25 protein-coding genes and 3 pseudogenes are annotated in these 25,916 nt (G+C 63.2%); 6 read left to right on the top strand and 22 right to left on the bottom strand.

The window, feature by feature from the left end:
- Window positions 1-180: 180 nt before the first annotated feature.
- From QNA11_RS09150 to QNA11_RS09205, 12 genes are all read right to left on the bottom strand, one after another.
- The gene (locus QNA11_RS09150; RefSeq protein ID WP_283482783.1) at window positions 181-1,920 is read right to left on the bottom strand and encodes a relaxase/mobilization nuclease domain-containing protein; all 1,740 of its coding nucleotides are present in this window, start codon (window positions 1,918-1,920) and stop codon (window positions 181-183) included.
- Between the two features lie 288 nt (window positions 1,921-2,208).
- Complete coding sequence (locus tag QNA11_RS09155) at window positions 2,209-2,913, bottom strand: lytic transglycosylase domain-containing protein (protein WP_283482784.1); 705 nt, start codon at window positions 2,911-2,913, stop codon at window positions 2,209-2,211.
- 232 nt (window positions 2,914-3,145) lie between these two features.
- Window positions 3,146-3,481, bottom strand: a complete 336-nt coding sequence (locus tag QNA11_RS09160) for a DUF736 domain-containing protein (protein ID WP_283482785.1) — start codon at window positions 3,479-3,481, stop codon at window positions 3,146-3,148.
- 34 nt (window positions 3,482-3,515) lie between these two features.
- Window positions 3,516-4,061 (bottom strand): S26 family signal peptidase, encoded by a 546-nt coding sequence (locus tag QNA11_RS09165; RefSeq protein ID WP_283482786.1) that lies wholly within the window; start codon window positions 4,059-4,061, stop codon window positions 3,516-3,518.
- Window positions 4,058-4,576 carry a DUF2840 domain-containing protein gene (locus tag QNA11_RS09170; protein ID WP_283482787.1) on the bottom strand — a complete coding sequence of 173 codons (519 nt, stop codon included), beginning with the start codon at window positions 4,574-4,576 and terminating at the stop codon, window positions 4,058-4,060. The genes QNA11_RS09165 and QNA11_RS09170 overlap by 4 nt, the downstream gene beginning before the upstream one ends.
- Complete coding sequence (locus QNA11_RS09175; RefSeq protein WP_283482788.1) at window positions 4,573-4,827, bottom strand: ribbon-helix-helix protein; 255 nt, start codon at window positions 4,825-4,827, stop codon at window positions 4,573-4,575. The genes QNA11_RS09170 and QNA11_RS09175 overlap by 4 nt, the downstream gene beginning before the upstream one ends.
- Complete coding sequence (gene parA, locus QNA11_RS09180; protein ID WP_283482789.1) at window positions 4,824-5,462, bottom strand: ParA family partition ATPase; 639 nt, start codon at window positions 5,460-5,462, stop codon at window positions 4,824-4,826. Before parA ends, QNA11_RS09175 begins: the two co-directional genes overlap by 4 nt.
- Complete coding sequence (locus tag QNA11_RS09185) at window positions 5,459-6,574, bottom strand: replication initiator protein A (protein WP_283482790.1); 1,116 nt, start codon at window positions 6,572-6,574, stop codon at window positions 5,459-5,461. Before QNA11_RS09185 ends, parA begins: the two co-directional genes overlap by 4 nt.
- 15 nt (window positions 6,575-6,589) lie before the next feature.
- The gene (locus QNA11_RS09190; protein ID WP_283482791.1) at window positions 6,590-6,841 is read right to left on the bottom strand and encodes a helix-turn-helix transcriptional regulator; all 252 of its coding nucleotides are present in this window, start codon (window positions 6,839-6,841) and stop codon (window positions 6,590-6,592) included.
- 185 nt (window positions 6,842-7,026) lie between these two features.
- Window positions 7,027-7,635, bottom strand: a complete 609-nt coding sequence (locus QNA11_RS09195) for a DUF2285 domain-containing protein (RefSeq protein WP_283482792.1) — start codon at window positions 7,633-7,635, stop codon at window positions 7,027-7,029.
- Window positions 7,601-7,810 (bottom strand): transcriptional regulator domain-containing protein, encoded by a 210-nt coding sequence (locus QNA11_RS09200; protein ID WP_283482793.1) that lies wholly within the window; start codon window positions 7,808-7,810, stop codon window positions 7,601-7,603. The genes QNA11_RS09195 and QNA11_RS09200 overlap by 35 nt, the downstream gene beginning before the upstream one ends.
- A gap of 148 nt (window positions 7,811-7,958) precedes the next feature.
- Entirely contained in the window at window positions 7,959-8,249 is a 291-nt protein-coding gene (locus QNA11_RS09205) for a DNA -binding domain-containing protein (protein ID WP_283482794.1), read from the bottom strand.
- A 197-nt stretch (window positions 8,250-8,446) separates the two neighbouring features.
- Here QNA11_RS09205 and QNA11_RS09210 point away from each other — a divergent pair, with 197 nt between their 5' ends.
- The gene (locus tag QNA11_RS09210; RefSeq protein ID WP_283482795.1) at window positions 8,447-8,674 is read left to right on the top strand and encodes a helix-turn-helix domain-containing protein; all 228 of its coding nucleotides are present in this window, start codon (window positions 8,447-8,449) and stop codon (window positions 8,672-8,674) included.
- Between the two features lie 102 nt (window positions 8,675-8,776).
- Entirely contained in the window at window positions 8,777-10,678 is a 1,902-nt protein-coding gene (locus QNA11_RS09215; RefSeq protein WP_283482796.1) for a patatin-like phospholipase family protein, read from the top strand.
- 161 nt (window positions 10,679-10,839) lie between these two features.
- Here QNA11_RS09215 and QNA11_RS09220 read toward each other — a convergent pair whose 3' ends face one another.
- Together QNA11_RS09220 and QNA11_RS20740 are read right to left on the bottom strand one after the other, a co-directional pair.
- On the bottom strand, window positions 10,840-11,169 hold the full coding sequence (locus tag QNA11_RS09220) for a DUF736 domain-containing protein (RefSeq protein WP_283482797.1): 330 nt from the start codon (window positions 11,167-11,169) through the stop codon (window positions 10,840-10,842).
- A gap of 606 nt (window positions 11,170-11,775) precedes the next feature.
- A pseudogene (locus QNA11_RS20740) lies at window positions 11,776-12,215 on the bottom strand (hypothetical protein).
- Window positions 12,216-12,378: 163 nt separating this feature from the next.
- On the opposite strand from QNA11_RS20740, the gene QNA11_RS09230 reads away from it, so the two are divergent.
- Both QNA11_RS09230 and QNA11_RS09235 read left to right on the top strand, forming a co-directional pair.
- On the top strand, window positions 12,379-13,041 hold the full coding sequence (locus QNA11_RS09230; RefSeq protein WP_283482798.1) for a hypothetical protein: 663 nt from the start codon (window positions 12,379-12,381) through the stop codon (window positions 13,039-13,041).
- A gap of 4 nt (window positions 13,042-13,045) precedes the next feature.
- Window positions 13,046-13,744 (top strand): PIN domain-containing protein, encoded by a 699-nt coding sequence (locus QNA11_RS09235; protein ID WP_283482799.1) that lies wholly within the window; start codon window positions 13,046-13,048, stop codon window positions 13,742-13,744.
- 8 nt (window positions 13,745-13,752) lie between these two features.
- Here the strand turns inward: QNA11_RS09235 and QNA11_RS09240 are convergent.
- The 4 genes and pseudogenes from QNA11_RS09240 to QNA11_RS09255 all read right to left on the bottom strand — a co-directional run.
- Window positions 13,753-13,990 (bottom strand): annotated as a pseudogene (locus QNA11_RS09240) (hypothetical protein); the annotation flags it as partial.
- A 13-nt stretch (window positions 13,991-14,003) separates the two neighbouring features.
- Window positions 14,004-14,426, bottom strand: coding sequence for a type II toxin-antitoxin system VapC family toxin (locus tag QNA11_RS09245; protein ID WP_283482800.1), 423 nt, complete (start codon window positions 14,424-14,426; stop codon window positions 14,004-14,006).
- Window positions 14,423-14,677: a FitA-like ribbon-helix-helix domain-containing protein gene (locus QNA11_RS09250; RefSeq protein WP_283482801.1), complete on the bottom strand. Its 255-nt coding sequence runs from the start codon at window positions 14,675-14,677 to the stop codon at window positions 14,423-14,425. The genes QNA11_RS09245 and QNA11_RS09250 overlap by 4 nt, the downstream gene beginning before the upstream one ends.
- 82 nt (window positions 14,678-14,759) lie before the next feature.
- Window positions 14,760-14,915, bottom strand: a complete 156-nt coding sequence (locus tag QNA11_RS09255) for a hypothetical protein (protein WP_283484244.1) — start codon at window positions 14,913-14,915, stop codon at window positions 14,760-14,762.
- Window positions 14,916-15,096: 181 nt separating this feature from the next.
- Here QNA11_RS09255 and QNA11_RS09260 point away from each other — a divergent pair.
- Window positions 15,097-15,840: pseudogene (locus QNA11_RS09260) on the top strand (SDR family oxidoreductase).
- Window positions 15,841-16,069: 229 nt separating this feature from the next.
- On the opposite strand, the gene QNA11_RS09265 reads toward QNA11_RS09260, so the two are convergent.
- The 4 genes from QNA11_RS09265 to QNA11_RS09280 form a co-directional block, all read right to left on the bottom strand.
- The gene (locus QNA11_RS09265) at window positions 16,070-16,963 is read right to left on the bottom strand and encodes a hypothetical protein (protein ID WP_283482802.1); all 894 of its coding nucleotides are present in this window, start codon (window positions 16,961-16,963) and stop codon (window positions 16,070-16,072) included.
- A 57-nt stretch (window positions 16,964-17,020) separates the two neighbouring features.
- A complete protein-coding gene (locus QNA11_RS09270; RefSeq protein WP_283482803.1) occupies window positions 17,021-17,956 on the bottom strand; it encodes a DUF2493 domain-containing protein in 936 nt (311 codons plus the stop codon).
- 323 nt (window positions 17,957-18,279) lie between these two features.
- On the bottom strand, window positions 18,280-19,341 hold the full coding sequence (locus QNA11_RS09275; protein WP_283484186.1) for a DUF7146 domain-containing protein: 1,062 nt from the start codon (window positions 19,339-19,341) through the stop codon (window positions 18,280-18,282).
- On the bottom strand, window positions 19,341-23,675 hold the full coding sequence (locus tag QNA11_RS09280; RefSeq protein ID WP_283482804.1) for a strawberry notch-like NTP hydrolase domain-containing protein: 4,335 nt from the start codon (window positions 23,673-23,675) through the stop codon (window positions 19,341-19,343). The genes QNA11_RS09275 and QNA11_RS09280 overlap by 1 nt, the downstream gene beginning before the upstream one ends.
- 213 nt (window positions 23,676-23,888) lie before the next feature.
- On the opposite strand from QNA11_RS09280, the gene QNA11_RS09285 reads away from it, so the two are divergent.
- Complete coding sequence (locus tag QNA11_RS09285) at window positions 23,889-25,895, top strand: ATP-binding protein (protein WP_283482805.1); 2,007 nt, start codon at window positions 23,889-23,891, stop codon at window positions 25,893-25,895.
- The last annotated feature ends 21 nt before the right edge of the window (window positions 25,896-25,916 follow it).

Consider the following 25,916-nt stretch of genomic DNA (forward strand, 5'->3'; position numbering starts at 1 on the left):
GCGGACGCCGTTCTTCAGGATCATAGTCAATTTGGGCCGGGTCAGCGCGACCGATTTCGACCTTGCCTCCTGGCCGACGGCAAAGTTGAAGATCGCGTTTGCTGATCGCAGTCGCCGGTTGCAGGGGCAAGGCTCATGATGAGCGCTCCCATAACAGGACCGCCCTTCCCGGGCCTTGACCTACAAGCCAAGACCCCGCTTGCGGCCGAAGCCCCAATCGACGCCGCCGTCATCGCGCGCGACGCCGGAGACGTGGCGGCCGAGCTGCTTCTCGAGGGATGGCGTCCAGGGCACGAGCTGGAAGCCGAGGCCGTCGTCGATCATGGCGAAGCGGCCGGAGGCGAGCGCGAAGCGCTGCCGGTAGGTTCCGGCGACAAATTCCCCGGACGCGACGGTGTTGAATGGCTGGCCGGTCTCTGCAGCGAGTCGCTCGCCCAAGGCTTCGACCTCGCGGCGCCGGAGCATGCCGATCAGGTTTTGGGAGAAGACGATTCCTTGCAACCGGCGCTCGGCGAGGCCCTGCTCGACGAGCTGCTCGGCCCGGCGTTGGATCGCATCACGGACTTCGGCGCCAAAGCCCGTCTGGCCGAGCGGCGCCGGATCGCGCGCCACGGCCTGCCGGTCGAGCCACGTCGCGCCGCTGGCCGTCACCTGATCTTCGATGGCGAGATCCGAGCGCACGGCCAACGCGACGCGGCGCCGCCCCTGCGCGTCATCGAACTTGCGCAGCTCGACGATCGACCCCGGCGCGCCGTCGCCGGCGGCGTCGAGGTCGGGGAGCTTGATGTGATGGGTGCGGCCGTCCACGCCGTCGACCACGGCGTAGGCGGTGCCCTTCAGCTCGTCATCTAGGCCGCGATCGACCAGCCGGCCGATGATGGGCGCGTCGAGGCTCTCGCCAGCGAGGACGTAGCTCGCGGTCGCGCGCTCGATGCCGCGTTGGGTCAGGCCGCGGTGGATGCGCTTGATGATGTCGCCGCGCTCCCCGAGCTCGCGCAGCGTCGTGTCGGCACCCTCGTCCATCGTCCATTGGCCAGGCCCGACTTGGTGCGCGAGGCCGAGGCTCTCCAGACGCCGTAATCGCCCGACCTTGAGCGCGTGGAACTGGTCGGGCTGGCGACTTGCGTCCGGGGCAAGGTCGATGACGCCATGCCGGTCGGCATCGCGAAGAAGCTGCCGGTCGAGCTGGGTCCAGCGTTCGGCTTCGACCTGGCGCTCGAGCGCAAGCTGGATGTCGCGGTCGGTGCGCGGGCCGAGCTCCTGCGTGACGAGATCCTGGGCGCGGGCGCGCATCCCTTCCTTGATGTAGTCGCGCGATATGACCAGGTCCTGGCCGTCGTCGGCGACGCCGCGCAGGATGATGTGGACGTGCGGATGCTGCGTATTCCAGTGATCGACGGCGACCCAATCGAGCTTTGCGCCGAGATCCTTCTCCATCTGGCCGACCAGCTCGCGCGCGAAGCCTTTCAGGTCGGCCATCTCCGGCGCATCCTCGGGCGACACGATGAAGCGGAAATGGTGACGGTCCTTCTGGCACCGCTCGGCAAAGGCCTTCGGATCGGCGTCCTCCGTCTCTGGACCGAACAACCTGGCCTTCTCCCCGTCCCGGGCGACGCCCTCGCGCCGGAGGTAGCCGAGATGGGCTGCGAGCGGCGTCGAGCGCGCGGTGTGGCGGACGACGCGCGCCTTCACCGTCACCAGACGAGACCGGCCGGTCAGCAAATGGTTCGCCCGCACGCTGGCGACGCGCCCGCGCCCGAAGGTCGAGCGGCCCCCGGACTTCAGCATGCCTTGTTGCGAGACGCCGCCGCCGGCGCGCTGCGCGGCGGCGAGCGCTTGAGCGATGAAGGGTTTGGCGCGCTGGCTGCGCGAGGAACGGATGCGGCCAGGTCGGGGCTGGAAATCGCTCTCGTCGGCCATCGTCAAACTCGGCAATGTGCGGAAATGGGAGTCGAAGCAATGGGCTGATCATCGCGTGCACATTGCGCGCGGAGGCCGAACATTGCCGGATCAGCGAACGACGCCAGCAAAAACAACCAACCGACCGAGCCGCACCTTGCGGCCTTTTATCTCGCCCTCCTTCGGTCGGTTGTCGGCGATATCGCCCGTCCGCTTGCTCATGTTCGCTCATCTGCGCCAGCACGCGCTCCAGCGAGCCGAGACGAGAGAATGGGCCTTTCAGTTTCAGTCGAGGTGGAATGCGCGCAATCATGGCTTTCGTCCTGACGACGAGAGCGCAACGAACAGGCCTTTGGACTGCGGCGCGATCGCCGATACGTCGCGCACGCCGACAGCGGCGGAGGCATCGCGCGAGGGCCGATCCGAGGCCGTGCGATCTGCGGCTTGCGCGCCATCCGGGCGCGTGACGAAGAGCGACGCCTTGGCCCAGGCGAACCGAGTGAAGGGAATGGTGAGAACTGCCTGGTCGACGTCGCCACCGTCGATCAGCGGCAGTAATTCGGCGACATAGGCGATGGTCTCACCCGGCAACGGACGGCGCCGATCGCGGTAGTCCTCATAGCGTCCAGGTCCCGCATTATAGGCCGCGAGGAAGCCGGGCGATCCGTAGCGGTCATGCATCTCGCGTAAATACGCGGCGCCCGCCAGGATGTTGTCTCGTGGATCGTAGGGATCGCGTCCGAGGCCGTAGCGCGCCCGCAAGCCAGCCCAGGTGTCGGGCATGAGCTGCATCAGGCCCATCGCGCCTTTAGGTGAAATCGCGCGCCGATCGCCACGACTCTCGATATGCATGATCGCTCGAATCCAGGCCGTCGGAATGCCGAAGCGCTGCGCCGCCTCCGCCACGAAAGCGCTGAACGGATCGCCGGCTGTCTGCAGGCGCGTCGTCGCCCTTTGCGCATGCGCCGGAGTGACGGAAGCGACGAGCCAGATCACGCCGGCGACAAGCAGCAATGCAATGCGAGCGCATGCCCGGCCTCCGCTCCGGCGCGAGCGAGCCATCGTGCTCGCCGCCGTCAAGGGCAAGGCGCAAGCGCCGGCCAAAGGCCGCCCTTGACCGCGTCTGCGCGCGACGGCTGGAATCTCCTCAAGCGGGACGGAGGGATGAGACGGTCCGTCCACGAACAGAGGGATGGAGCTTGGGCGCGCCATCGCGCGCGCGGAAGGGATCTGTAAACACATGAGTTCAGTCCCGCTCGCTGCGCTTCGGCGGTCGATTCCAGTTCAGAACCCACGCGGACTTGTTGTCGCCGGATTGGAAGAGGTTGGTGCGGATCGGCTGCGTCAGAGACGGGTCGTCAATGACGAGCGACACGTAATCGCCTGCCTTTTCGCCGGTGGGCTTCCAGCCCGCGCCGATTTCGGGGCCGTCGGCGTCGCCGAGATGGATGCGGAAGTCCGGCGCATTCTCGGCGTCCGACGATTCGGCCGGGACGAGAATGAGGTCGCAGTCGACGGTGAGAGTGTGGATGCGCCCGGCGAAGCCGGATTTGTCGCGTGTGAACTGACCGATCTGGGCCATGAGAAGACTCCGTGCTTGGCGATTGGAAAGCGAGTCACTCGGTGGCGGCGCGCCACATGAAGCGGCCGTCGCCAGCTTCGTCGGTCCACAGCGGAACCGCGCGAGCGAGGATCGAAGCGACGGGAAGCGGGCCGAAGTACCGGCTATCAAGGCTGTCCGGCATGGTCGGATTCATGAGGAAGACTTCACCCGGCTGAAGCGTGCGGCAGCCGTTCCAGCGCGGCAGCGGGCGAGCGAGATGATCACGGCTTTGCGCCGCGCCGACCTCGACGTGATCGATCGTGACGACGTCGCCTGCCCGGCACACGGTCTGCCCAGGCAGCGCCATCACATGTTTCAGGAGCAGCACGCCCTTCGGCAGGAAGCCGCCATCGGCGAGATAGCTCTCAATGCGTTCCGGCGGATGCAAAACGATCAACTCAAGGCTGCGAAGTTGTCTGACCGGGCGCAGCACATAGAGCCCAGTCGGCGTGCTCGCGGTGGCGTTCCAGATCAGCCGTGGTGCCGGGTGAACGAACACAAACCCGCCAGCGGCGAGCGCGGCGAAGTACGTCGCCATCACGTAGCCGAAGCGGCTCATCGGGTGACGCTCCGGCGTTTGAGCCACGCTGCGTGCTGCTCGCGCGTATAGGCGCGCGGCTCGTGGCCGGCAGCGAGTCGGTTATGGAGGTGACGCCAGTATTCCGGAGCGACGTCGGCGGGATCGATTCTGAGCGCCTCGATCGCGTCGATTGCCCGCAGCGCGCGCTCGACCTTCGGCCAGCTGTCGACCCGAAGCAGAATCTCGCCGCCCGGACGGACAAAAGGCAGCGTCTGGAAGCGTGCGCCAGCCTCGACCGCGCGCACGATGTCCATCCGCGAGATGATGGTGCCATAATCGTTCGAGGCCCAACGTACGAACGCGAAGATGCTGTTGGGCGTGAAGCTCGCGATGCTGCGGCGGCGGTCGAGGATCTTCTCCTCGGCGCGGCGGCCGAACCGCAGCCAGTGCTCGATCTTCTTCTCGATCCAGGTCAGCTCGACATGGGTGAGTGTGACGGCGCGCCGATGCGCCGGCGGCATGGCTTGCTGGGGTGATGGCTCATTGTCGTTCATGAGGGCTCTCCGGGATCGGCGGGGAATTCGCGCGCGAGGAGGTCGCGCAGCATGTCGGCGACGGTGACGCCGCGCCGGAAGGCGGCGACCTTGATGCGGCCGCGTAGCGCCGGCGTGACGTCAATCGTCAGCCGCGCGGTGAAAGCCGAGGCTTCATCGGCGCGACGCGCATGAGCCTCGGGAGCTTTGATCCAGCTCTCCGCGTCGCCGGGTCGCGAGGCGAAGCCGCGTCTGGTCGAGCGCTCGGTCATGGCGCGATCCTCGCGACCTCGGTGGCGAGCGCCGCGATCTCGCGGGCGGCGGCGCTCTGCTCGGCGAGCTCGAAGACGAGGCGGCCCGATTGCGCGGCGTCGGCGAAGGCGACGCGCTGGCCGATAGTGCTGGCGAGCACCGGCGGATCATGATCGGCCAGGGTCTCCGCCGTTTCGCGGGCGATGACGGTGCGAGCGCCACAACGGTTCAGCACGAAGCGCGCGGCGAGCTGCGGGCGATAGATGCGCGCCTCGCGGAGCAGGCCGAGCATCTCGGCCGACGCCCAGCCGTCGAACGGCGACGGCTGCACGGGGATCAGCACCAGGTCGGCGGCAAGCAATGCTGAACGCATCAGGCCGGCGACGCGTGGCGGTCCGTCGATGACGATGTGATCGGCGGCGCGGGCGAGTTCCGGCGCCTCACGATGGAGCGTGTCGCGCGCCAGGCCGACGACGCCGAAGAGACGAGAAAGACTTTCTCGTGCGCGCTGCTGCGACCAGTCCAAGGCCGAGCCCTGCGGGTCGGCGTCGATCAACGTGACGTGTTTGCCTTGCAGCGCCCATTCGCCGGCGAGGTGCAAGGCGAGCGTGGTTTTGCCGACGCCGCCCTTCTGATTGAGCAGAGCGACGATCATCGCTTCCCTCCCGGCTTGCGACCGAAGGGCAAGGAGGGGTGTTTTTCTGATTGCTTGGAGACCGGCGCGGCGGCCCTGGTTCGTTGGTCCCGAAGTCGCGGGGGCCGATAACAAAAGTTAGATTCTAAGTTAGACTCTAAGTTACGCGCCGAGTTTTTCGTTTCAGGCCAAAGTATTAGCTGCGGTTCGCACTCCCGAAGTCCCGATACCGCCACGCCCGAAGTCCCGATAGGGGGAACGCCGGAAGTCCCGAGGCTGTCCACAGGGATATCCACAGGAGCTGTGGATAAATCGGCAGGCAGGATGCGCAGCAACTCGCGACGATCTTCGCGTTCTATGAGCAGCCGATAGCCCGGAAGGGGCTGGCGGGCGGCGATCCGGCGCAGGTCGAAGGCGAAGTCGGCGAGTTTGGCGAGGCTGCCGGATTTCTGGTGAAGGTGGGCGATCTCGAACAACCAGCCCTTGGGTTGGCGGCCGGCGTGCTTACGGGCGACGCGATAGAGCCAGCGCTCAATGCCGCCGGTGAGCCGGAAGTAGGCAGGATCGATGGTGAGGACGAGCGAGCGATCGATGACGCCGCGGTAGAACCAATCGGGGAGAACAAACTCCATGCCCTCGACGCGGCCGTCGCGCGTTGTGCGTTCCTCCCACTCGTTGATCCAGGAGAACTGGTGGCGCCGCCAATGTTCGCCATTGCGAATGGTGGTGCGGATGACGGTCGCCTGCAGGCGGGAGAAAGCGCCTTTCAGGAGTTTGTAGTCACGGGCGCCGGTCTTCCGGCCGATCGAGGTGAGAAGCTGGTAGGGCGTGAAGCGCAGAAAGCGCGAAGTCTTGAAGCCGAGGTTCTCGGCCTCGACGAGCTGGCTCGCGGCCCAGATGAGCACATCGGCGTCCCAGATAGTCGCCATGCCGTGCTCGGGCACGGCATGGACCTCGACCCGGACATCGCCGGCCTCATAGAGGATCGGCGCGATGCGCCTGGCTTTGGCGAGCGAGAAGAACGGACGCTCCATCAGGTCGCGCTGGTCGCGCGGGCTGGCGTCGCCCGTGGCGACGACGAACGGGTCGAGCTTGCTGCGTTCGCTGACAGTGATGGGGCGGCGCGACGACATGGGCGATGCGTCGCTTCAGCGGGACGCGTGGCCGGCAGTGCGGGCCTCGACATAGCGAGGATCAGACGTGGAGCGACAAGCCGCCTGGTCCGCCCAGGCTTCGAGATCGTCGATCGCATAGACGACGCGGCCGCCGAGCTTGCGGAAAGTCGGGCCGCTGCCGTGGCAGCGGTATTTTTCCAGCGTGCGCGGCGAGAGGCCGAGAAGGCGCGCGGCTTCATGGGTTCGAAGGAAGCGCGCCGCGAATTCGGCAAGTCTGGCGGACATGAGCGATCTCCGTGTCGGTCGCATGCGCCGCAGGCAAAGCCGCGGCGTGTCTGGACCAGAGTGGCGGAGAAGTCCGGCGCAGGGGGTGGACGAAGATTCGAGTTCTTTGCGTGTCCCCCTTTGGGGCGGACGAGCCGTGTGTGACCTTCCAGTTTATGAGGATGGGCGCGCGGGAAATGGCTGGATTAGTCGCCGCGAAGGAGCTTCAGGTAGCCGCGCTCGACGAGCGCGGTGGCGTCCTGGACCAGACGCGTGGCCTTGCGGCGGGCCGCCGAATCCTTCCATTCGACGGAAGGAAGCCTTGCTTGCTCTGAATTCAGAATCTCTTTGGCGATATCGCGCCGACCGCCACCGTCGCGAAGAATGTCGAAGGTGTGCAAAAGCTGGATCAGCCTCGCTTTCTGCAACGGCGTGAGGCGCAAGCGCGCCGGAAGCAAATCGACGTCCTTTCGGCAAAGGCGGCGAACGAGGCTCGCGGCGACATCGAGGCGCAGCTCCATCATGTCGTCGAGCGGCAGAATGATCGCCGGGTGCCTCTCCGCCTCGGCATGTCGGAGCGAAATGTGAAGCTCTCCCGACGAGTCGCGTATTACGATCTCGCGACCATCGGCGTCGGCGCGCTCGTCGAACACCGGGCCAATCGCCGCCGCGGAAAATGGCGCAGTGGCGAAGGCGGACGGCGCCTCCGTCAGCAGCAATACGCCGGGAAAGACTTCAGGCCGCCAGAGAACCGAGCTGTGTGTGGTTGGGATGTTGGGGTCATAGGCGAAAACGCAACCCCCATCGTCGCGCAAGGTCAGCGCATGCCTCGTCGGGGTCGACGCGACGGCGTGCGATGCGCCGCTGCGTGCGGGCGTAATCGTCACGGTAGGCGGGGTTGCGGCGAAGGAATTCGAGCGCGAAGCCGGTACGCTCAAGCTGGTTCAGCTGCGCGACGGCATCTGCCGACCGCCAGAAGGATCTGGGCATGGGCGCCTCCCTCACAATGTGGCCCTTGTTCGGAGGAAGCGCCTACGATTCCGAAAAGCTCAGCTTTTCGATAGACCTCGAGGTTGCATCACGTCCTTCGTCGCGACGCACAACCTTTGGGCGACGGCATCGGAGACGCCGCCGAGATTTACTGCATTCTCGGTTCCAGCAAGTGGCGGTATCCGCTCTTGGTCATCCAACGCGCGCGAGCCAGGTGGCTGTCGTGGACGATCTTGGCGCGCTCGAGCTCGCGCGCCGGATCGAGACCGAAGACGATCATCACGACCTCACGCCAGTCGGCGCCCTCCGCGTCGGCGTCGAGCAGGCGCAGATAGGTCACGAGGTGCTGCTCGTCATAGGCGTTCACGCGCTCGGTCACCGGTGGCCGATCCTCGAAAGGCTGTATGCCCATTTCGAACCTCGTGAGTGCTGCGCGCAAGTTATCTCGCGGATTTATTGCAGATTTTCCAGGGTTTGGGCTGACAATGCTTCCGATCAGCGATGCGAGCCGTGCATCACGCGCAGCTCCCCTATCGCAAACAGGAACGTCGCTCGTGCCTCAAGGTAGCACGGCCTTGCACGAATCGGAACGAACGTTCCTGGAACGATTGTTCCTGCGCGGGCTCCATCATAGCCATGGATCTCAAGGAGGTCGTGGCGGTCAATCTGCGTCGGTTGCGTCATGCGAAAGGAATGACGCAGGAAGAACTGGCCGAGAAGGCCGGGCGGAGCGCCCGCTACATCGGCGCGATCGAGCGCGCGGACGTTTCGGCGCGCGTTACGGTTCTCGGTCAGATCGCCGATGCGCTCGAAGTGGATGCGTGCGAATTGGTGCGCGCCCTGCCGTCGAGAGGCGGGAAGTAGACGCGGCCCTCAGGCGTGTTGCAAACTCAGCCAAGATTGCATTACGGGCGGTCGAACCTGATTCCGGCCTATCGGGCCTCTCACTATAGTGGGACCATGACTATGAAGCATGAGGGCGGCCGCATCGGATTGGCGCTGTCCGGAGGAGGATTCCGGGCAACGTTATTCCACCTTGGCGCAGTTAGATTTCTTTTCGAAGCTGAGCTATTGAAAGATATCAAGCTGGTGAGCGCGGTCTCTGGGGGCAGTATCTTAGCGGCTCACCTCATCCTTAACTGGGAGAGATACATAGGTTCTAAGGAAAACTTCGACGACGCAGCCAGTGAAGTTTTGAATTTTGTCCAAGCCGATATTCGCGGGCGGGTACTTCGACGTTGGATGCTTGGCTGTTCAACAGTTATACCGCGTTTCTTGCTGCCGAAAAAATGGAAATGGTCATTAGTCAACCTATTGCAACGCCAATATGCGCGCCTTTTTCGCGTCCCAGTCGCGAGGTCTGAAGTTGCGTCGGAACCTACTGCTATCCAGGGGTCTGGCGGCGCTCGAGAAGCTACGATGGGACCCACCAGAGCCGCCACTTATCGTGAAGCAACCATTAGGGATCTTCGGGGCGGGCGTCCGGCAGTGAGGTTTAATTGCACAAGTCTAACGACCGGGGACCCGTGCTATTTCGATCAAGCCGGCTTCGGCCGCTATAAAGATGGTGTAATAGAAGCACCTATGCCTGCGCTCAGCTTGCGGGTGGCTTATGCGGTTGCAGCTTCTTCGGCATTCCCGCCTTTGTTTCCACCGGTTGAGATTTCTTACGAGACGCTATCTTGTGATCAAAGAAATTTTGAGCACGACCATTGTCTTACAGATGGTGGAGTGTACGACAATCTTGGCATTGAGGCGCTTGTTGCGAGCTATAAGGAGGGAACGTCCGCTCCGGACCAACGGATACCGCTCGATACCATCATCATCAGCGATGCGGAAGGAAACTTCGACTCAGATTTTGATGCTAAATATCTATTTCCTGTGAATCGCAATGTTAGAGCCAATGATCTCCTAATGAAGCGAGTCAGCATTTTACAGCTTCAAGACTTTGACCGCGTTTTTGGACGGGCCGCCGAAGAGGAAGAAGCTTCATTTGTCAGAGTTAAGATAAGGGAGCCAGTTCGTGATTTGGATGACAGGACGGTTCTTGAGCCAGAGGCTCAGCGCGCATTGATCAATGTTAGGACCGACTTGGATCTCTTTACACCTAATGAGGTAACTGCGCTCATCGCTCATGGATATAGCAAGGCGCGTGAAGCCTTGCTCGACAAGAATTTGGTAGGGTCTGATGCCCCAAAATTCGCCTGGGATCCGTTAGGAAATTGGGAGGTGGTAAAGGCACTCCCCGCCATCGAACTCCAGCGTTCACGTCTGAGAAAGTGGCGGCTGTGGTCGGGAGGTGATCCGATAAGCTGGATCACCGGGTTTTATGCCCTTTTCATTTGTCTCCTTCTAGCAACTCCAACTCTTCTCTTCGCTCTGCAATCATCCGTCGATGCAAAAAGGGCCGCTGAAGCTGTAGATGCCGCGGCTGCAGCGGAGGCTGCAAAGGCTGTCGCGCAAGCGCAGGCGGCTACAGCGAAGGTTGCAAGGGATGCTGCACAAGCGCAGGTACTGAGCGGCACAATCTCTCGGATCCAAAACTTAATGGTGTCGCTGAGCCAGGGATGCTCAGGTGGGCCGCACGGAGTGCCCCCGGTTAACTGGACCGATTTGCAGCCCCACGGCAACGCGGCTGTGAATGCGCTCACCGCTGCAAAAGTGGCTTTGGCGCAAGGGCAGACAGAGAATGTTCTGCAACAAATCGATTCTGCTGAACGGGAGTTGGTCGCATTGGTCAATGGTGTGCATAACAATTGTTCTGGGGGCGCGCACGGGGAAGATCCTCCCGGCTTTAACCGGTATACGTCGGAACGAGATAGGCTGAAGGAGACGCTGGACGTGTTGAAACTCTCTTTGGGACGTTAGAGATAGTTCTCCCCCGTGCGCCTCGGAGCCTACCTTCGGTTCGATTCACAACACCCTATCGCGCTTGAAGCCTAGCGCGAAGAGCCGAAAGCCGCTTTAGCATCAGCTCCAATACGGGCGCTGCCCCGCCCGGATTGGCCGGGCGGGGCAGCGTGAGTGGGTCAGTCGCCGCTGCGGCGGCCGTTCGGGCGGGACCAGATCAGGCTGTAGCCTTCGCCGTCCTCGTCGTCGAAGAGGTTGGCGAAGATCGGGGCGGTGAAGCTCGGATCGTCGAGTTTGAGGCTTAGATAGTCGCGTCCCTCGTTGGAGCGCTTCGACCAGGCGGCGCCGATCTCGACTCGGCCACAGTAGACCCGGTGGCTGGGGCTGTTCTCGCCGGAGCGGCTCGTCTCGGGGACGATGCGGACGTTCTTGGCCTGGACCGAAAGGGTGACGATTTCGCCGGTGAATTCGTTCGAGCCGGACTTCTTGAAGGTGCCGATGGTCGCCATGGTAGTTCTCCTTGATCTCTGTTTCCGAGCCCGCACCATTGCGGCCTCGATGGTGATCGACAGGCCGGAGGCGATCGACGGCGCACCCCTTGGGGCCGAAGCAGAGCGGAGGACGGAGAAGAAGCGACTTTCTTGTTTCGCGCGGAATGACGCCGCCGGCGTCAGGGGAAGAAAGTCGCGCATTCGCCGTTGCGTCATAGGCGGTCGAGGCTTCAGCCGGCCTCCGGCTAGATCAACCCATCGAAGAGGCCGTTCGGTGCGCTCGATCCAAACAGAGATGGCGTCAGGGAGAACGTGGCGGCTTTCGTGCCGCCGCCAAAACCGCAGCGACAGATTCGAACGGCGTTGAAACCTCTACCGAGCAGACCCGACGTTCTTCCGTTTCCGAGATCGCTTCGGGGATGCGTGCGCCCCAGCTTTGCCTGGATGTCGTCTGCGCCGCGAAAGACGTCATCGCTTGCCTTGGCGCCGCTCTTGAAGGGCCTGTCGACTGGCGCCTGCGTTGCGATGGTCTGTACATCGCTCCAATCAAGCTCGCGCCCTCACGATGAGAGACGCCCTGTTGCAAAACGCCTGATCCGATCTCGCCGCCGCCCCGCGGTGGCGTTACCCCCGCGCCATGCCCTGTCCGGTCCGGCCGGGGGCTGCTATTCCCGTGAAGCGGATAAACGTCGTGGCACCGACGGCGATGGCGCCGATCACCGAGAAGATCATCTGCCAGGTCGTGGAGGGCATGGCGATCTGAGCGATCCCATGCGTGGCGTTGTAGCCGGCAATGGTCGCCGGCGCGACGTAGAGCAGGATGATCAGCAGTCGGAGCCAGGTCCAGGGCGCGAAGCCCAGCGCGAATTGCCCCGCGCCGAAGGTTACACCGCCTGCGACAAGGCCGACAAGGATGCCGCCGAGCGCGCCGGCGCCGGTGTGAAAGGCCCAGACGCCTGCCGTCAGGCCGACGAAGAAAGGCAGCGCAAAAACAGCAAGGGTGAACAGCAGCCAGCAGAAGAAGCGATGGCGAGAAGGACGAGCAGTGGGCCGAGGACGGTCATGGTGGCGGTCTCCGTGAGATCAACTTCTGACGGTCGCGCCTTCCACCACCACCACGGCGCAGCTTATATATAACAGCAAACAGGCGCGCACGGCAGTGGGAATCGAGATCGAGTTCCAACGCCCGGCCAGCATTGGGTGAGCATAAGGCGGGAGATAACAGTCGTGGCGAAGGAAATGTTGGTTTTCCAGGACCTCGTCCTGCGTGCGAATCGGGGTAGCTTGCAGGCTGTTCGTACAGCGCTGCTCGACCACACGGCAGCTCCTTGGAAGCACGCTGACGAACGAGAGAAGGAAATTTCTGTACATTCCGCCCCCGGCCACGATGTCGTCGCGTTCACTCGGGAGAAAGGAGATGGCATTGAAGCTGTTGGTCTCCTGCTTTGGTCAGAAGGTGCGAGTTACAAAGTCACCAACATCGTTCCTCGCGATGTCGGTGAATTGGGATTTGAAGCGTACAACGCGGCGCTGCAGGATTTCGTCTCGCGTGTAGTGGAGCCCGCGAGGCAAGTTGCCAGTTTTCAGATTGCGATTACGCCCGAACGGCAATCGTTGAACGATTGGGTGTCTTCGGATATGGCCGAGGCGCTGAGCCGTTTTTCTTCATTGGCGAACAAGTCAACTGGGTCTTCGCACCCTCTTGATCGCCAACGTTGGTTCGCATTCCTCTTCTTGGCGCACCGGTCGTCAGAGCCACTCGATACGGATCGCTTAATGCGCTGGCTGGTTGAAGTTGAGAATTGGCCTGAAGAAAAGGCGCACGACCTCGCTATTCAATACGAGTTCGGCCTGGATCTTCTGAAAGCATACGACAGCCGGCGGGCCTGAACTGATGGCCGAAGCTGACGTCGCCCGCATCGTTGCCTTGGGAGTGCCTGTGCTATGCTTCGACACATGTACGGCTCTTGATCTGATGCGTGATCCAACCCGAGAGGCCATTAAAGCGCACGAACGTCGTGCTGCGCTGGACCTTCTGAGTGCAATTGAAAATTTGGGGCCTCCCGCTTTGCTCATGGCCGAGCAGGTTCAACGAGAATTTAACGAGAACGCTGACGGAGTGGAAGAAGACGCGCGGGCAGCTCTTCGCAAGCTCAAGGCGCAAATTCAGAGGATCGACGAAATTGCAGCCGTTTATGGTGCAGTGGGGCTAACAAACCTCGACCACCTCAACAATCACGTCATTCAGGCTCGGCAAGTTGCGGATCGATGGATCAGAGCGGCAGCGCTCGTACGGCCAGGAGCTGACATCCCTTCGAGAGCTGTTCAGCGGGTGCTTGAAGCGCGAACACCGGCGAAAAAGGGCAAGGACTCGACCAAGGACTGCGTGGTCATCGAGACATATCTGGATGTTGTGACCGGGCTTCGCGCTGCTGGTCTGTCCGCGCCGATTGTCTTTGTGTCCTCGAATGTAAAAGACTACGCAGAGGGAACGGGAACGCGACTGCACAGTGATCTCGCCAGCGAATTCGCATCGCTCGCCCTGGAATTCGCTCCCAACCTTGCAGCAGCCAAGCATTTTTTGGGCTTGTAAAGCGGCGCTCACGCGCCTCCTTTGCCGAACTTCGAGACCGGAATGCCGATTTTTCTGGCCTTGTCGGCAAGGTTGTCCTGGATGCCGGTGCCGGTGCCGGGGAAGTGAAGGACGCCGATCGAAAGGGTTTCCAGCATCGCGTCGTTGCGCTTGAACGGAGCCGCCCTGACGTGCTTCGGGCTTGAGGGCGATCTGCGGCGCCTTGCGATTGCCGGCCCATTTGGCGGCGATGAATTCTGCGCCTTTGCAAACCGGCAGTTCAGGCGCCGGCGGTCCAGGGGTCGATCACAGTGAGGCCGGCGGCTCTGAATGCGCTGGCGTCGCGGGAGGCGACGACGAAATCGTGCGACGCGGCTATGGCGGCGATATAGCCGTCCGGCGTGGGGAAGCCCTTTCCGGCGGCGCGCGCCTTCACCGCCAGATCGGAATAGCGGCGCGCCGCATTCGTATCGAACGGCAGGATGCGGTCCGCGAACAGCTCCAGCACGCCTTCGAGCGCGGCGGCCAACTTGTCCTTGCGCTTGCCCTTGGGAAGCGAGCCGATGCCGAAGATCAGCTCGGCGATCGTGACGCTGGAGAGATAGAGCGTTTCCACGGCCTGTTCATCGAGCCATCGGCGGACCACCGGGTCCGGTTCAGGCTTCATCGCCTCGGAGACGACATTCGTGTCGAGCAGGATCATCCGAAGCGCAGCGGCTCTGCGGGCTTGCGGTCGCGGGCCTGTTCGAGGGCTTCGACGTCGGCGTTGGTCAGGCCGATCTTCCGGCTCATTTCCGCCAGCGCGCTGCCAAGGCGAAGACGATCGGCCGGGCGCACGGCGGTTTCCAGAATGTCGCGCATTTCTGCTTCCGTGCTGCGGCCGTGCTGCGCCGCTCGGACCTTTAAGGCGCGATGCGTCTCTTCGGAGAGATTGCGGATGGTGACGGCGGGCATGATAGCATCTCTACGTAAAATGATAGCGTTGCCATCAATATAAGGTATGCGATAGCATTGGGCAAGGGTGGCGAGGCGGCGGTCATTCGCCGCCGAACCGCCAGACCGGGATACCGAGCTTCCTGGCCTTGTCGGCGACGTTGTCCTGGATGCCGGTGCCGGGGAAGTGAAGGATGCCGATCGGCAGGGTTTCCAGCATCGCGTCGCTGCGCTTGAATGGCGGCGCAATGGCGAGCATAGCCGCAAACGGCCACGAGCCGGAGCGGAAATCCCGGAGGTGTTCAATGCCTTGGCTTATTGGCGCTTGACACACGTCGGGCCATCTTCGAATTTCCGCCGCGGTGTGTCGAACCAACTGGTAATCGAACGCTAAGACGGCCCACCGCTCTCTTTTGCCGTTTGAGACAAGGAGCAGGCGGATGGATTTTCGGATACAGGGCAGAACCGCCGTCGTCTGTGATGCTTCTCGAGGGCTAGGGATGGCGTGCGCCTGGGCGCTCGCCGGCGAAGGCGTCCATGTCACGCTCGTCGCACGTCGGGCCGAGGCCCTACAGGTTGCCACTGACCGTATTGCGGAGGCGACCGGAAATCGGCCCTCCTTCATCGTCGCTGATGTCGGCACCGTGCAAGGGCGCGCCGCAGTCCAGGCGTCGAACGCCGAGGTCGACATCCTCGTCACCAATGCCGGCGGCCCCCCGACCAAAGATTTCATGGACTTGACGCGCGAGGATTAGCAGCGGGCTCTCGACGCCAATTTCCTGTCCGCGGTCGAGATGATCCGGATGTTCGCTCCTGACATGCGCACAAGGCGCTTTGGCCGAATCGTCAACATCACGTCGGCGACGGTCCGGATGCCGGTGGAGAGACTTGACCTCTCCACATCGACTCGGCTGGCGCTCACCGGATATGTGGCGGGCGTCGCTCGACAGATCGCCAAGGATGGCGTGACGATCAACAATCTGCTGCGGGGAACCGTCATGACGGAGCGGCTCCTCGAACTCGGGGCGACGGCGGATGCGCTGATAGCCCGTGTGCCCGCCGGGAGAGCCGGAAAGCCAGAGGAATTCGGAGCCGCATGCGCGTTCCTGTGCAGCGAGCAAGCCGCTTTCATCACGGGCCAGAACCTTCTCGTTGACGGAGGATTGTGCGCGCTGACGATCTGACGGCGCGCAACTTTCTGTCGTTGGAGCGAAGCGACGACTAGGGGACGGTTTCTGGGGGCCATCGCCGGCGTGACAGTCGCCCAATGTATTGGGCCGAGGGCCGCGATCACCGCGTAGACGACGACGGAGCGGCGGCACGCCCATGCATAGTCCGACCCTTCATGGGTTGCGTCAGGCCGTCGGCCGGAAAAAGGAACTGCGCAATGAATGGGGGGATGGCTCCTGTCGGTCAGGAGTCGGACGAACAATGGGCGCAGCGCGTCCGGGGCGATTGATAGAGCTTCTGCCGTTCGAGCGGATCGCGCAATTGCGCTGGATGGGAGTGACCGACGACCCAAGCCGGGGGAATATTCTCGCGCAGACAGAACGAGAAATCGATTGGCGCGTGCCAATCAGGAAGATTGCAGGCGCGACGTGTCCATTCACCCAGCATCTTCCGCGCAAACTCGACGCGGGTATCGGGTGTTGTGACCCGAAGCGGCAGGTCTACCTCGATCAAGGTCGGCACGCCGGTCTTTAGCAGAGCGCGCCGTCCGTACCCAAGCACGGCAGTGATCCATTCACTTCCGTATATAAGATAATGAGCGGCGTACTCCAGCAGCGCAGTGTCATCCGCGACGACGTAAAGACAACCTATATCCAGTGTACTGTTGATCTCGGCGATTGCATCATCCAGACGAGACCTCATCCATGCGAGTTCGTCGTTCTTTTCGACGATCGCAGTCAGCCTTTGCGTCATCGCGTCGCGGTCGTGAAGGTGAAGCCCTTCCCTGAAATACCTGCCGGCATCATCCGTACGGCAGCCATGAAATGTTCGTAGGGTCGAGGGCTCAAGGGCGTCGGCCAACGTCTCTGTGTGGTACTGGATGTCAGAGGTGAGACAACGCCCTAGCAAGTCAAGCCATTCGAGATCATCCCATGGGAGATTGCGGAAGTGGCCGGGCTTCAGACGTCGGATGCCGTCTTTGTGGAACTTTGGAGTTAGCCAAGCCGAAAGTTGGGGAACCCAGGTATCAGCTGATCTCCAGCAGAATCTGTGGTTCTTCCACACCGCATCGTCCCCTTTTGGCAATTCTTGAGAGGGTCGAAACAGGCTTTCTGTGTTCGAATCGATATTGAACATGCATTTGATAATAGCGATTCAACCTCACCCGAAAAAGACGAATGGGATTGCGGCGCATTATGCGCCGCCGTTCGCGAACCGCCAGACCGGGATGCCCAGCTTCCTGGCCTTGTCGGCGAGGTTGTCCTGGATGCCGGTACCGGGGAAGTGAAGGACGCCGATCGGCAGCGTTTCCAGCATCGCGTCGTTGCGCTTGAAGGGCGCCGCTTTGGCGTGCTTCGTCCAATCGGGCCTGAAGGCGATCTGCGGCACCCTGCGGGTGTCGGCCCATTTGGCGGCGATCAGCTCGGCGCCCTTGGGCGAGCCGCCGTGCAGCAGCACCATGTCGGGGTGTTTGGCGTGGACTTGATCGAGCTTGGCCCAGATCAGCCGGTAATCGTTGAATTCAAACCCTCCGGTCACCGCCACTTTCGGTCCTGCTGGCAGAAGCACCTCTTTGTCGGCGCGCTTCTTCGCGGCGAGGAAGTCGCGGCTATCGATCATCGCAGCGGTGAGATGGCGATGGTTGACCTTCGATCCGTTGCGGGGGCGCCAGGCTGAATGCGTGTGGCGCTCGAATTCGTCGGCGGCCTGGTCGCGCATCAGCTCGAAAGCGTCGCGCCGCTCGATCAGCGTCTGGCCTTGCGCCGTCAGTCGTTCGAGCTCGACGGATTTGACCTCGCTGCCATCCTGTTCGCGCTGCAATCGCCGCTGCGCCAGCTCGTTGTCGTCGAGTTCGCGCTCGATCCGATCGATGGCCCGGTGGAAGACGTTCACCGTCGACCAGAGGAGGTTCTCGAGGTCGGGTTCGAGGCGGGTTTCGGAGAGTGCGACCACGAGGGCGTCGAAGATGTCGGCCACGCTGCCGGCGAGCACATGCGCTTCGGGAAGCGGCCGGGGATCGGGTTCGTCGTGAAAAGGCCGGTAGCCATAGAGCTGGAGTTCGTTGAGAACCCGGTCGGTCGGGGATGAGCTGTGGGGCGGCTCGAAATCGTCGTGGTGGTCGGTGGTCATGGCGGCTTTCCCTCGTCGGATCGGCCGCGTCCATCGCGGCCTTCATGGCGACGAAGGCGGCAGGCGGCGCGGATCTGCACCCGCAGCGAAGCGGAGGGCCGAAGCCTTGGCGGAGGACGGCGAAGGCCGGCGATTTTGTTTCGCGATGGAAAGCGGCCTTCGGGTCGCGCCGGAAAATCGTCGGCCGCAGCCATTGCCGGTCCGCGCCGTTCGCCGCCCGATCGCCCTCTGAGAAGGCCGTGGGCGCGGTCCTCTCCGGCGCCGAGGGGAAGACTGCCGGCTTCTTCGCGACGATGCTGCGACGCCCCTAGTCCCCGTTCCGGCTATGCCGCGAGCTCCATGAAACGGGCGACGTCCTGCGCCGCGATCTGCACCCGGAGCGCCGCCCGAAGCGCGTCGACCCCCAGCAGCCGCAGGTCCTCGTTGAAGTCGCCGAGACGTGGCGAAAGAACGAGCGCCTCGATCCCCGCGGATTGCGCCCGGTCGATGAGCGTTGTCATCGCGCCATCACCGGCCGGATCGTTGTCGCGGGCGATATAGAGGCGCCGCAGCGCGTCCCGGAACAGGATGGCGGAGAGGTGCGCCGCCGAGAGGGCTGCGACCATCGGCATGGAGGGCAGAACGCAACGAAGCGAAAGCATCGTCTCGATGCCTTCGCCGGCCGCCAGAACCTCGCCAGCAATGCCGAAACGCACGGCGTGACCGAGCAGGTCGCCCATTGCCCGTCTTGGCGTGTCGATCGGCGCCTTGCCTAGCGTCGCCTCGCTGAATCCGCCCGGATCGAGCCAGGTGCGATGCGCGCCGGTGACGTGGCCTGAGAGATTCGTGACGGCGGCGATCATGGCAGGCCAGGTCTCGGTTGGGCTGTGCTCTTCGGGCCGATAGTAGCAGCGCGGGTGGAAGCGCAGACTCCCGGTTCCGTGCAAAGCCGTAATGCCGCGTCGGCGGAGATACGCTTCTACGAAAGTGCGTTCGATCGGCTGTGACATGGCGAACAGGCGTCGCGCCGCGTCGGATGGTCCGGTTGGAGCGTTCGATCTCGGCGACGAAGGACGCGTTGCCATCGGCCGTGGCTGAGGACGCGGCAGGCTGAGAAACGAACGCGCTTCTTCGGCGACATCCTTGAAATCGGCGAGTCCCCGGCTTTCGCGGATGACATCGAGCAAATCGCCATGCTCTGACGTGGCCGCATCCACCCATTTCCCGGCCGGACCCCTGAGGGTCTCTTTGAGCCGCACGAACATGGATCGACCCGGCGTGTTGCGGACATCGCCGACAAGCCAGTAGGCGCCTTCGCGCCGCCCTGTCGAAAGGTAATGACGGCAGACCGCCTCGGCATTGCGTGCGAGGCGATGCGCCAATTCGGAGGCGTCGAGGCGTTCCATCACGCCGCCTCCCTTTTGCCGATGCGCTCGACCGGATAGCGGTCGAGCACCCGCGCCAGAACGTCGACGCCGGATGGGTCGGTCGGCACGAACATGCGCAGCTTCCACGAGATGATCTCGCTGAACAGGCCATAGGCGCGCAGCCGATCGCGCATCGCGTCGGTGAAGCCGGACAGCTCGACGCGATTGGCGCCCATGACGCGAGCACGCCGGAGCTGCAGGCCCTCGGCGAGGTCGAGCACCGTGCGCCCCTCCATCAGCGCCGCGAAGGCGGCGTCGGGAGTCAATTTGTCGATCCCCGTGGTCGTGGCGTTTGCCGCCCAGGCCGGCGAGACCTTGCGGCCGATAATGCGTTCGCCCTCGTCGGTCTGAAGCCGATAGACGCGCGTCGACTCGTTCGGCAACCTTTTCCAGATCGGCAGCAGCAAGCCGGCGACGATGTGCAGCGTGCTGTCCGAAAATTCGGGAATCTGCGCGACCTCGCCGTTCCATGCGGCGCCGAAGGCATCGGGATCGGCTTCGCTCCAATGGCTTTCCGCCATCGCCTTTAGCGATACGTTGTGGTGCTCCGTCGGCCGGATCAGCCGCACGCGGCGTTCGATCTCACCGTCGTCGAGCATGACGCTCGGCGCCGGAATCTGCACCGCCGCGCGACCAGAGCGCTCGTTGAGCAGCAAAACCGCCCGGCGATCGGAAAGATGGTCGAGCGCCCGGTCGAGGCTGACGGGATGGTTGCTCCGCCGCTCGGTGATGGTGAGCAGCCTTGTTTCAGCGCCGGTCGCAGGATGGGTGTAGATCGTCTGCCGATCGGTGACGATGAAGCTCTCGGCTTGCAAGGTCTCCAAGCCGACATCGTAGACGCCGCTGGCGATGGCGCCTTCGATCCTGGCGTTCAGCAATTGCTCGAAGGCGGTGAACAGAATGCCCTGCAAGTCAATCGTCAGCGCCAGCAGCCGGTTGAGGAAGGTGGTGATCGGCGGCAGGTCGTCCTTGATCCCGTTGGCGTCCATGAGCGACAGGCCCGTGGCCTCCTCGAAGGTCTGAAGTGAGCAACCTTCGACCTTGCCGCGGGCGAGCAGGAGATAGAGCTGGCGCAAGGCGTCGCGCGCATAGGGGCTTTCGAGATTGTCCTCGGGGCGGAACAGGCCCTGGCCGCCGGTCTGCCGTTGCCCGCGCGTGATCGCGCCAAGCGTGTCCAGCCGGCGGGCGATGGTGGAGAGGAAGCGCTTCTCGGCCTTCACGTCCGTCGCGATCGGGCGGAAGAGCGGCGGCTGGGCCTGGTTGGTGCGGTTCGTTCGACCAAGCCCCTGAATGGCGGCGTCGGCTTTCCAGCCTGGTTCGAGCAGGTAGTGGATCCGGAGGCGCTGGTTCCGCGCCGAGAGTTCGGCGTGATAGCTGCGCCCGGTGCCGCCTGCGTCCGAGAACACGAGAATCCGCTTCAGATCGTCCATGAAGGCAGCGGTCTCGGCGAGGTTCGCCGAGGCGGCGCGGTTCTCTACGACGAGGCGCTCACCCTTGCGAACGATCCGGCGCGAGCGGCCCGTCACCTCGGCGACGAGATCGGCGCCGAAGCGCTGCACGATCTGATCGAGCGCGCCCGGCACGGGCGGGAGCGAAGCGAGCCGCTCGATCAGCTCGTCGCGTCGGGCGACCGCCTCGCGGCTCTCGACGGGTTGCCCGTCGCGGAAGACGGGCCGCGAGGAGAAATTGCCCTCGCCGTCGGTGAAGAGCTCGTAGAGCTGCACCGGGAAGGAGTGCTGCAAATAGGATAGTACGAGCTCGCGCGGCGTGATGTCGACCCGGACGTCGTTCCATTCTTCGGTGGGAATTTCGGCAAGCCGGCGTTCCATCAGCGCCTCGCCGGTCGAGACGATCTGGACGACGGCGGCATGGCCTTCCTGAAGATCGCGCTCGATCGAGCGGATAAGCGTCGGTACCTTCATGCTGGTCAAGAGATGGCCGAAGAAGCGCTGCTTGGCGCTCTCGAATGCCGAGCGCGCGGCCGACTTCGCCGGACGGTTCAGCGTGCCGGTTTCGCCCGTGATGTTGGCGGCTTCCATCGCCGCGTCGAGATTGTTGTGAATGACGGCGAACGCCCCCGCGTAGGCGTCGTAAATGCGCCGCTGCTCATCGGTGAGCTGGTGTTCGACCAGCTCGTATTCGACGCCGTCGTAAGAGAGGGAACGGGCGGTGTAGAGCCCGAGCGAGCGAAGATCGCGGGCGAGAACTTCCATCGCCGCGACGCCGCCGTCTTCGATCGCCTCTATGAATTCGGCGCGCGTGGCGAAGGGGAAGTCTTCGCCGCCCCACAAGCCGAGGCGCTGGGCGTAGGCGAGATTGTGGACGGTGGTAGCGCCCGTCGCCGAGACGTAGACCACGCGCGCGCCGGGCAAGGCGTGCTGCAGGCGCAGGCCCGCGCGTCCCTGCTGCGAGGGTGCAACATCGCCCCGCTCGCTCCGGCCGCCACCTGCGTTCTGCATGGCGTGGCTCTCGTCGAAGATGATGACGCCGTCGAAGTCGGAGCCCAACCATTCGACGATCTGCCGCACGCGCGAAAGCTTCTCGCCGCGGTCGTCGGACCGCAGCGTAGCGTAGGTTAAAAATAGGATACCTTCGTCGAGCCGGATCGGCTTGCCTTGCGGGAACCGCGAGAGCGGCGTGATAAGCAGCCGCTCCATGCTGAGCGCCGACCAATCGCGCTGCGCGTCCTCGATCAGCTTGTCGGACCTCGAGATCCAGAGCGCCTTACGCCGGCCGCGAAGCCAGTTGTCGAGGATGATGCCGGCCGATTGACGGCCCTTGCCAGCGCCGGTGCCGTCGCCCAGCATGAAGCCGCGCCGGAAGCGCAGGGCGTTCGGCGCGTCGTCGTGGGCGGCGGTGACGAGATCGAAGGTCTCGTCCACCTGCCAGGCGCCGGCGAGATATTCGCCATGCGCCTCGCCCGCATAGATCACGGTCTCGAGCTGGGCATCTGACAGAATACCTTCGCTGACGAGACGGTGCGGCAGATGCGGCCGGTAGCTCGGCTTCGGCGGCGCGACCGAGGCCATCGCCGCGGACTGCACGAGCTTGGTGGGATGCGGTTGGGCGCCGGGAATCCGGATCGATTGAAGCCGGTATTCCTCATAGATCGCGTCGCTGAGGCGCCCGCCCTCGGGCGGCGTCCAGTCGGTCGTCTCATAGACGAGATCGATGGCCTTTGGATCGGCGAGAGATGGCTTCGCCGGTTGCGCGCCGACTGTGCGCGCGAGATAGCCGCGAACGGGACGTGGCCCGTTGGGCGCCGAGATAGGGATGGCGACATCTGGCGCAACGGGAAGGCGGTCGGGAACGCGATCACCGATCCATCGGAGCAACGTCGCGACGTCGGGAGCCATGCCCGGAGATTCCGGGAACGAACGTGGATCGTCCGCAGGAGCCTTGTCGATGACGGTCAACCGCGTCTCGATCGTTGTCCCATGCTTGGCATAGATCCCGCCGTCGATCGCGGCGCTGAACACCACGCGACCGCGCTCCTGCAGTTGGATAAAGGCATCACGCCAGGCGGGCACCTCGGGCGCGAAGTTGGCGCCTGTGATCGCGACCAATCGTCCGCCATCGGCGAGGCGCGCCAGCACGGACTTGATGTGGCGACAGGCGGCGTCGGCCATCCGGCCGGAAACATTCGCCATCGCCGAGAATGGCGGATTCATCAGGACGACGGTCGGGACGAGAGCCGGGTCGAGGTGGTCGTCGATTTGTGCGGCGTCGAAGCGGGTGACGGCGGTAGCCGGAAACAGAGAGGAAAGCAGGCTGGCGCGCGTCTCGGCCAGCTCGTTCAGCATCAGGGCGCTTCCGGCAATCTCCGCCAAGATCGCGAGCAGCCCCGTGCCAGCCGAAGGCTCCAGAACGCGATCGCCGGGCGTGACGGCGGCGGCGGTCAGAGCGGCAAGTCCGAGCGGGATCGGCGTCGAGAATTGCTGGAAGGTATCGCTCTCGACGGAGCGGCGTGTGTGTGTTGGGAGAAGACCCGCGATCTTGGTCAGCGCGGAAAGCCGTGAAGCCGGAGAGTCGGCTTTACGGAACAACGCCTTCCCGTATTTGCTCAAGAAAAGGACCGTCGCCGCTTCGCAGGCGTCGTAGGCGTTCTTCCAGTCCCAGGCGCCCGTCGCATCAGACGCGCCGAAGGCCGCCTCCATGGCGGCGCGCAGGATCGTCGCGTCTATACGCTGACCGTGCTCGAGATGTGGGAGCAGGCGCCCGGCCGCCGCGAGAATGGCGGAGGCGGGATCGCGGTCGCAGACAAGCGGACGCTGCGCGGCGTCGCCGGCCGCGATCGGGGAAAGGTCGTTCATGTAGGAACCCTCGGGAGAGCGGGAGCGGACAAGCCGGTCGGCGCTCTCTCTCGGACCCCACCGGCTCGAACCCGTCCGGGCCCATCTCTCGCTCTAGGCGGATCATTCGCCTCCGAAAGGAGGCTAGCTCAAGACCGCGCAGTGTTGAGGCGCGCCTGCATTAGCCTTATCAGTTAGATTCAACCGCCTGCATACGCACTTGGGTCGGACAGAATGAGCAACGTCAACATCAAGCGTCTCGTCGAGAACATCCGCTCCGGCACCAACGTCTACACACCCGTCGTCGAGCTGATCGTCAATTCGATACAGGCCATAGACGAGACCAAGTCCTGCAGAGGTCTGGTCGACATCCAGATAAAGCGCGATGGCCCGGAGGACCTAATTGAGCGCCTGCGTAGCGTCGACGGCTTCATCGTCTCGGACAACGGCGTCGGCTTCAATCAGCGGAACCGAGATTCGTTCGACGAACTCTATTCGGAGCAAAAGAAGCCGGATGGCGGAAAAGGCTTCGGGCGCTTCACCTGCCTCAAGTACTTCGACCGCATGCACGTCCGCAGCATCTTCGTTGAAGGCGGCACGCGCCAGGAACGCACGTTCCGCATGGGCCTAGACAAGGATATCATCGTCGACGAGAGTGTCCGCGCGGTGACGGAGGGCGAGACCGGCAGCGTCGTGGAGATCGCCGGCGTCAAGTCGGTTAAGTTCCCCGACAAGGGCATTGACACCATCAGCCGCGTGATTGTGGAGCGGCTCCTTCCCTATTTTGTTGACGACGAGAGGCCGTGTCCGCGCGTCGTAATCCGCGACGAAGGGAGCGTCGCGCCTCCCATCGCGCTCAACGACTATCTGGCGAAGGAGAACAGCCAGATCGTCGAGATGGCCGTCTCCGACGGCTCGTTTGCCTTGTCAGCGAACGGCGAGGAGAAGACGTTTCAAGTCCGTGTGTTCAAATTCTACTCACCGCGCGTGAGCCGGAGCAAGATCAGCCTCGTTGCGCACCGGCGCGAGGTGACCGACGTCGCATTGCAGTCCCATATTCCAGAGTTCGCCGACGAGTTCTTCGAGCCGGTGCCCGGGGACGACAGCGGTCGGGGGCGCAACTTCGTCATCAAGGCTTATGTCTTTGGCGACTATCTGAACGACAATGTGTCTTTGGAACGCGGCGAGTTCCGGTTCCAGACCGAGTCCGACCTGCTGAACGGTATCTCCCAGAGCCAGATCGAGCAGCGCGCCGCCGAGATCGCCCAGCAAACCGTCGGTGATGAAATATCCGAGCGCAAGCAGCGCAAGCAGGCTCGCATCGACGATTACGTCTCGACCCAGGCACCGTGGCATCGCTCGCTCAGCAGCGAGGTCGACTTCAGCGCGCTCCCGATGCGTCCGAGCAATCAGGATATCGAGCTGCACCTGCAGCAGAAGAAGTTCGAAAAGGAGGTAGCCACGCGCGCGCAAGTGGCGGCGATCCTCGAATCAAAGAACGAGACCGACCTCGATTCGCGTATCGCGCAGGTCATGGAGAGCATTTCGGAAACCAGCAAGAACGACTTGATCCACTATGTCTCAATGCGGAAGTGCGTTCTCGACATCTTCGGCAAGGCGCTTGAGGCCGATGAGGACGGGCGCCACAGATCCGAGGGCGAGGTGCATGACATTATCATGCAGAGGCGAAAGGATTCCGACGAGATCGACTTCGACGCCCATAACCTTTGGATACTGGACGAGCGCCTGAACTTCTGTACCTACATATCCTCCGAGAAGGCGATCAATAAGCCGAACGGCGATCGGACCGACATCACCATTTTCAACAACAGAGTCGCGTTTCGGGGAGAAAACGTAGCCAGCAATCCTATCACCATCTTCGAATTCAAAAGGCCCCAGCGAACCGACTTCGCGAACCCGTCGTCGGACGATGATCCGGTGGCGCAGATCATACGGTACGTGAACCAGATCAGGACCGGGAAGTTCAAGACGCCCAAGAACCGCGACATCCTGGTCAACGAGAACACGCCCTTCTATGGCTATATCGTATGCGATACCCCGAAGAAGGTCGCTGACTGGCTGGAGCTTGAGAAGGACTTCAAGTCGATGCCAGACGGGCTTGGCTGGTTCTACTGGCATAGCAAGCTTAACCTCTATATCGAGGTTGTGAGCTGGACCAAGATCCTGCGCGACGCCGAGATGCGAAACAGGATATTCTTCAGCAAGCTCGGGATCGAGTAACGATAAGGTTGTCTCGTCCGA

It is taken from the genome of Methylocystis sp. JR02, assembly GCF_030063565.1.
In the GTDB taxonomy this organism is placed as follows: Bacteria; Pseudomonadota; Alphaproteobacteria; order Rhizobiales; family Beijerinckiaceae; genus Methylocystis; species Methylocystis iwaonis.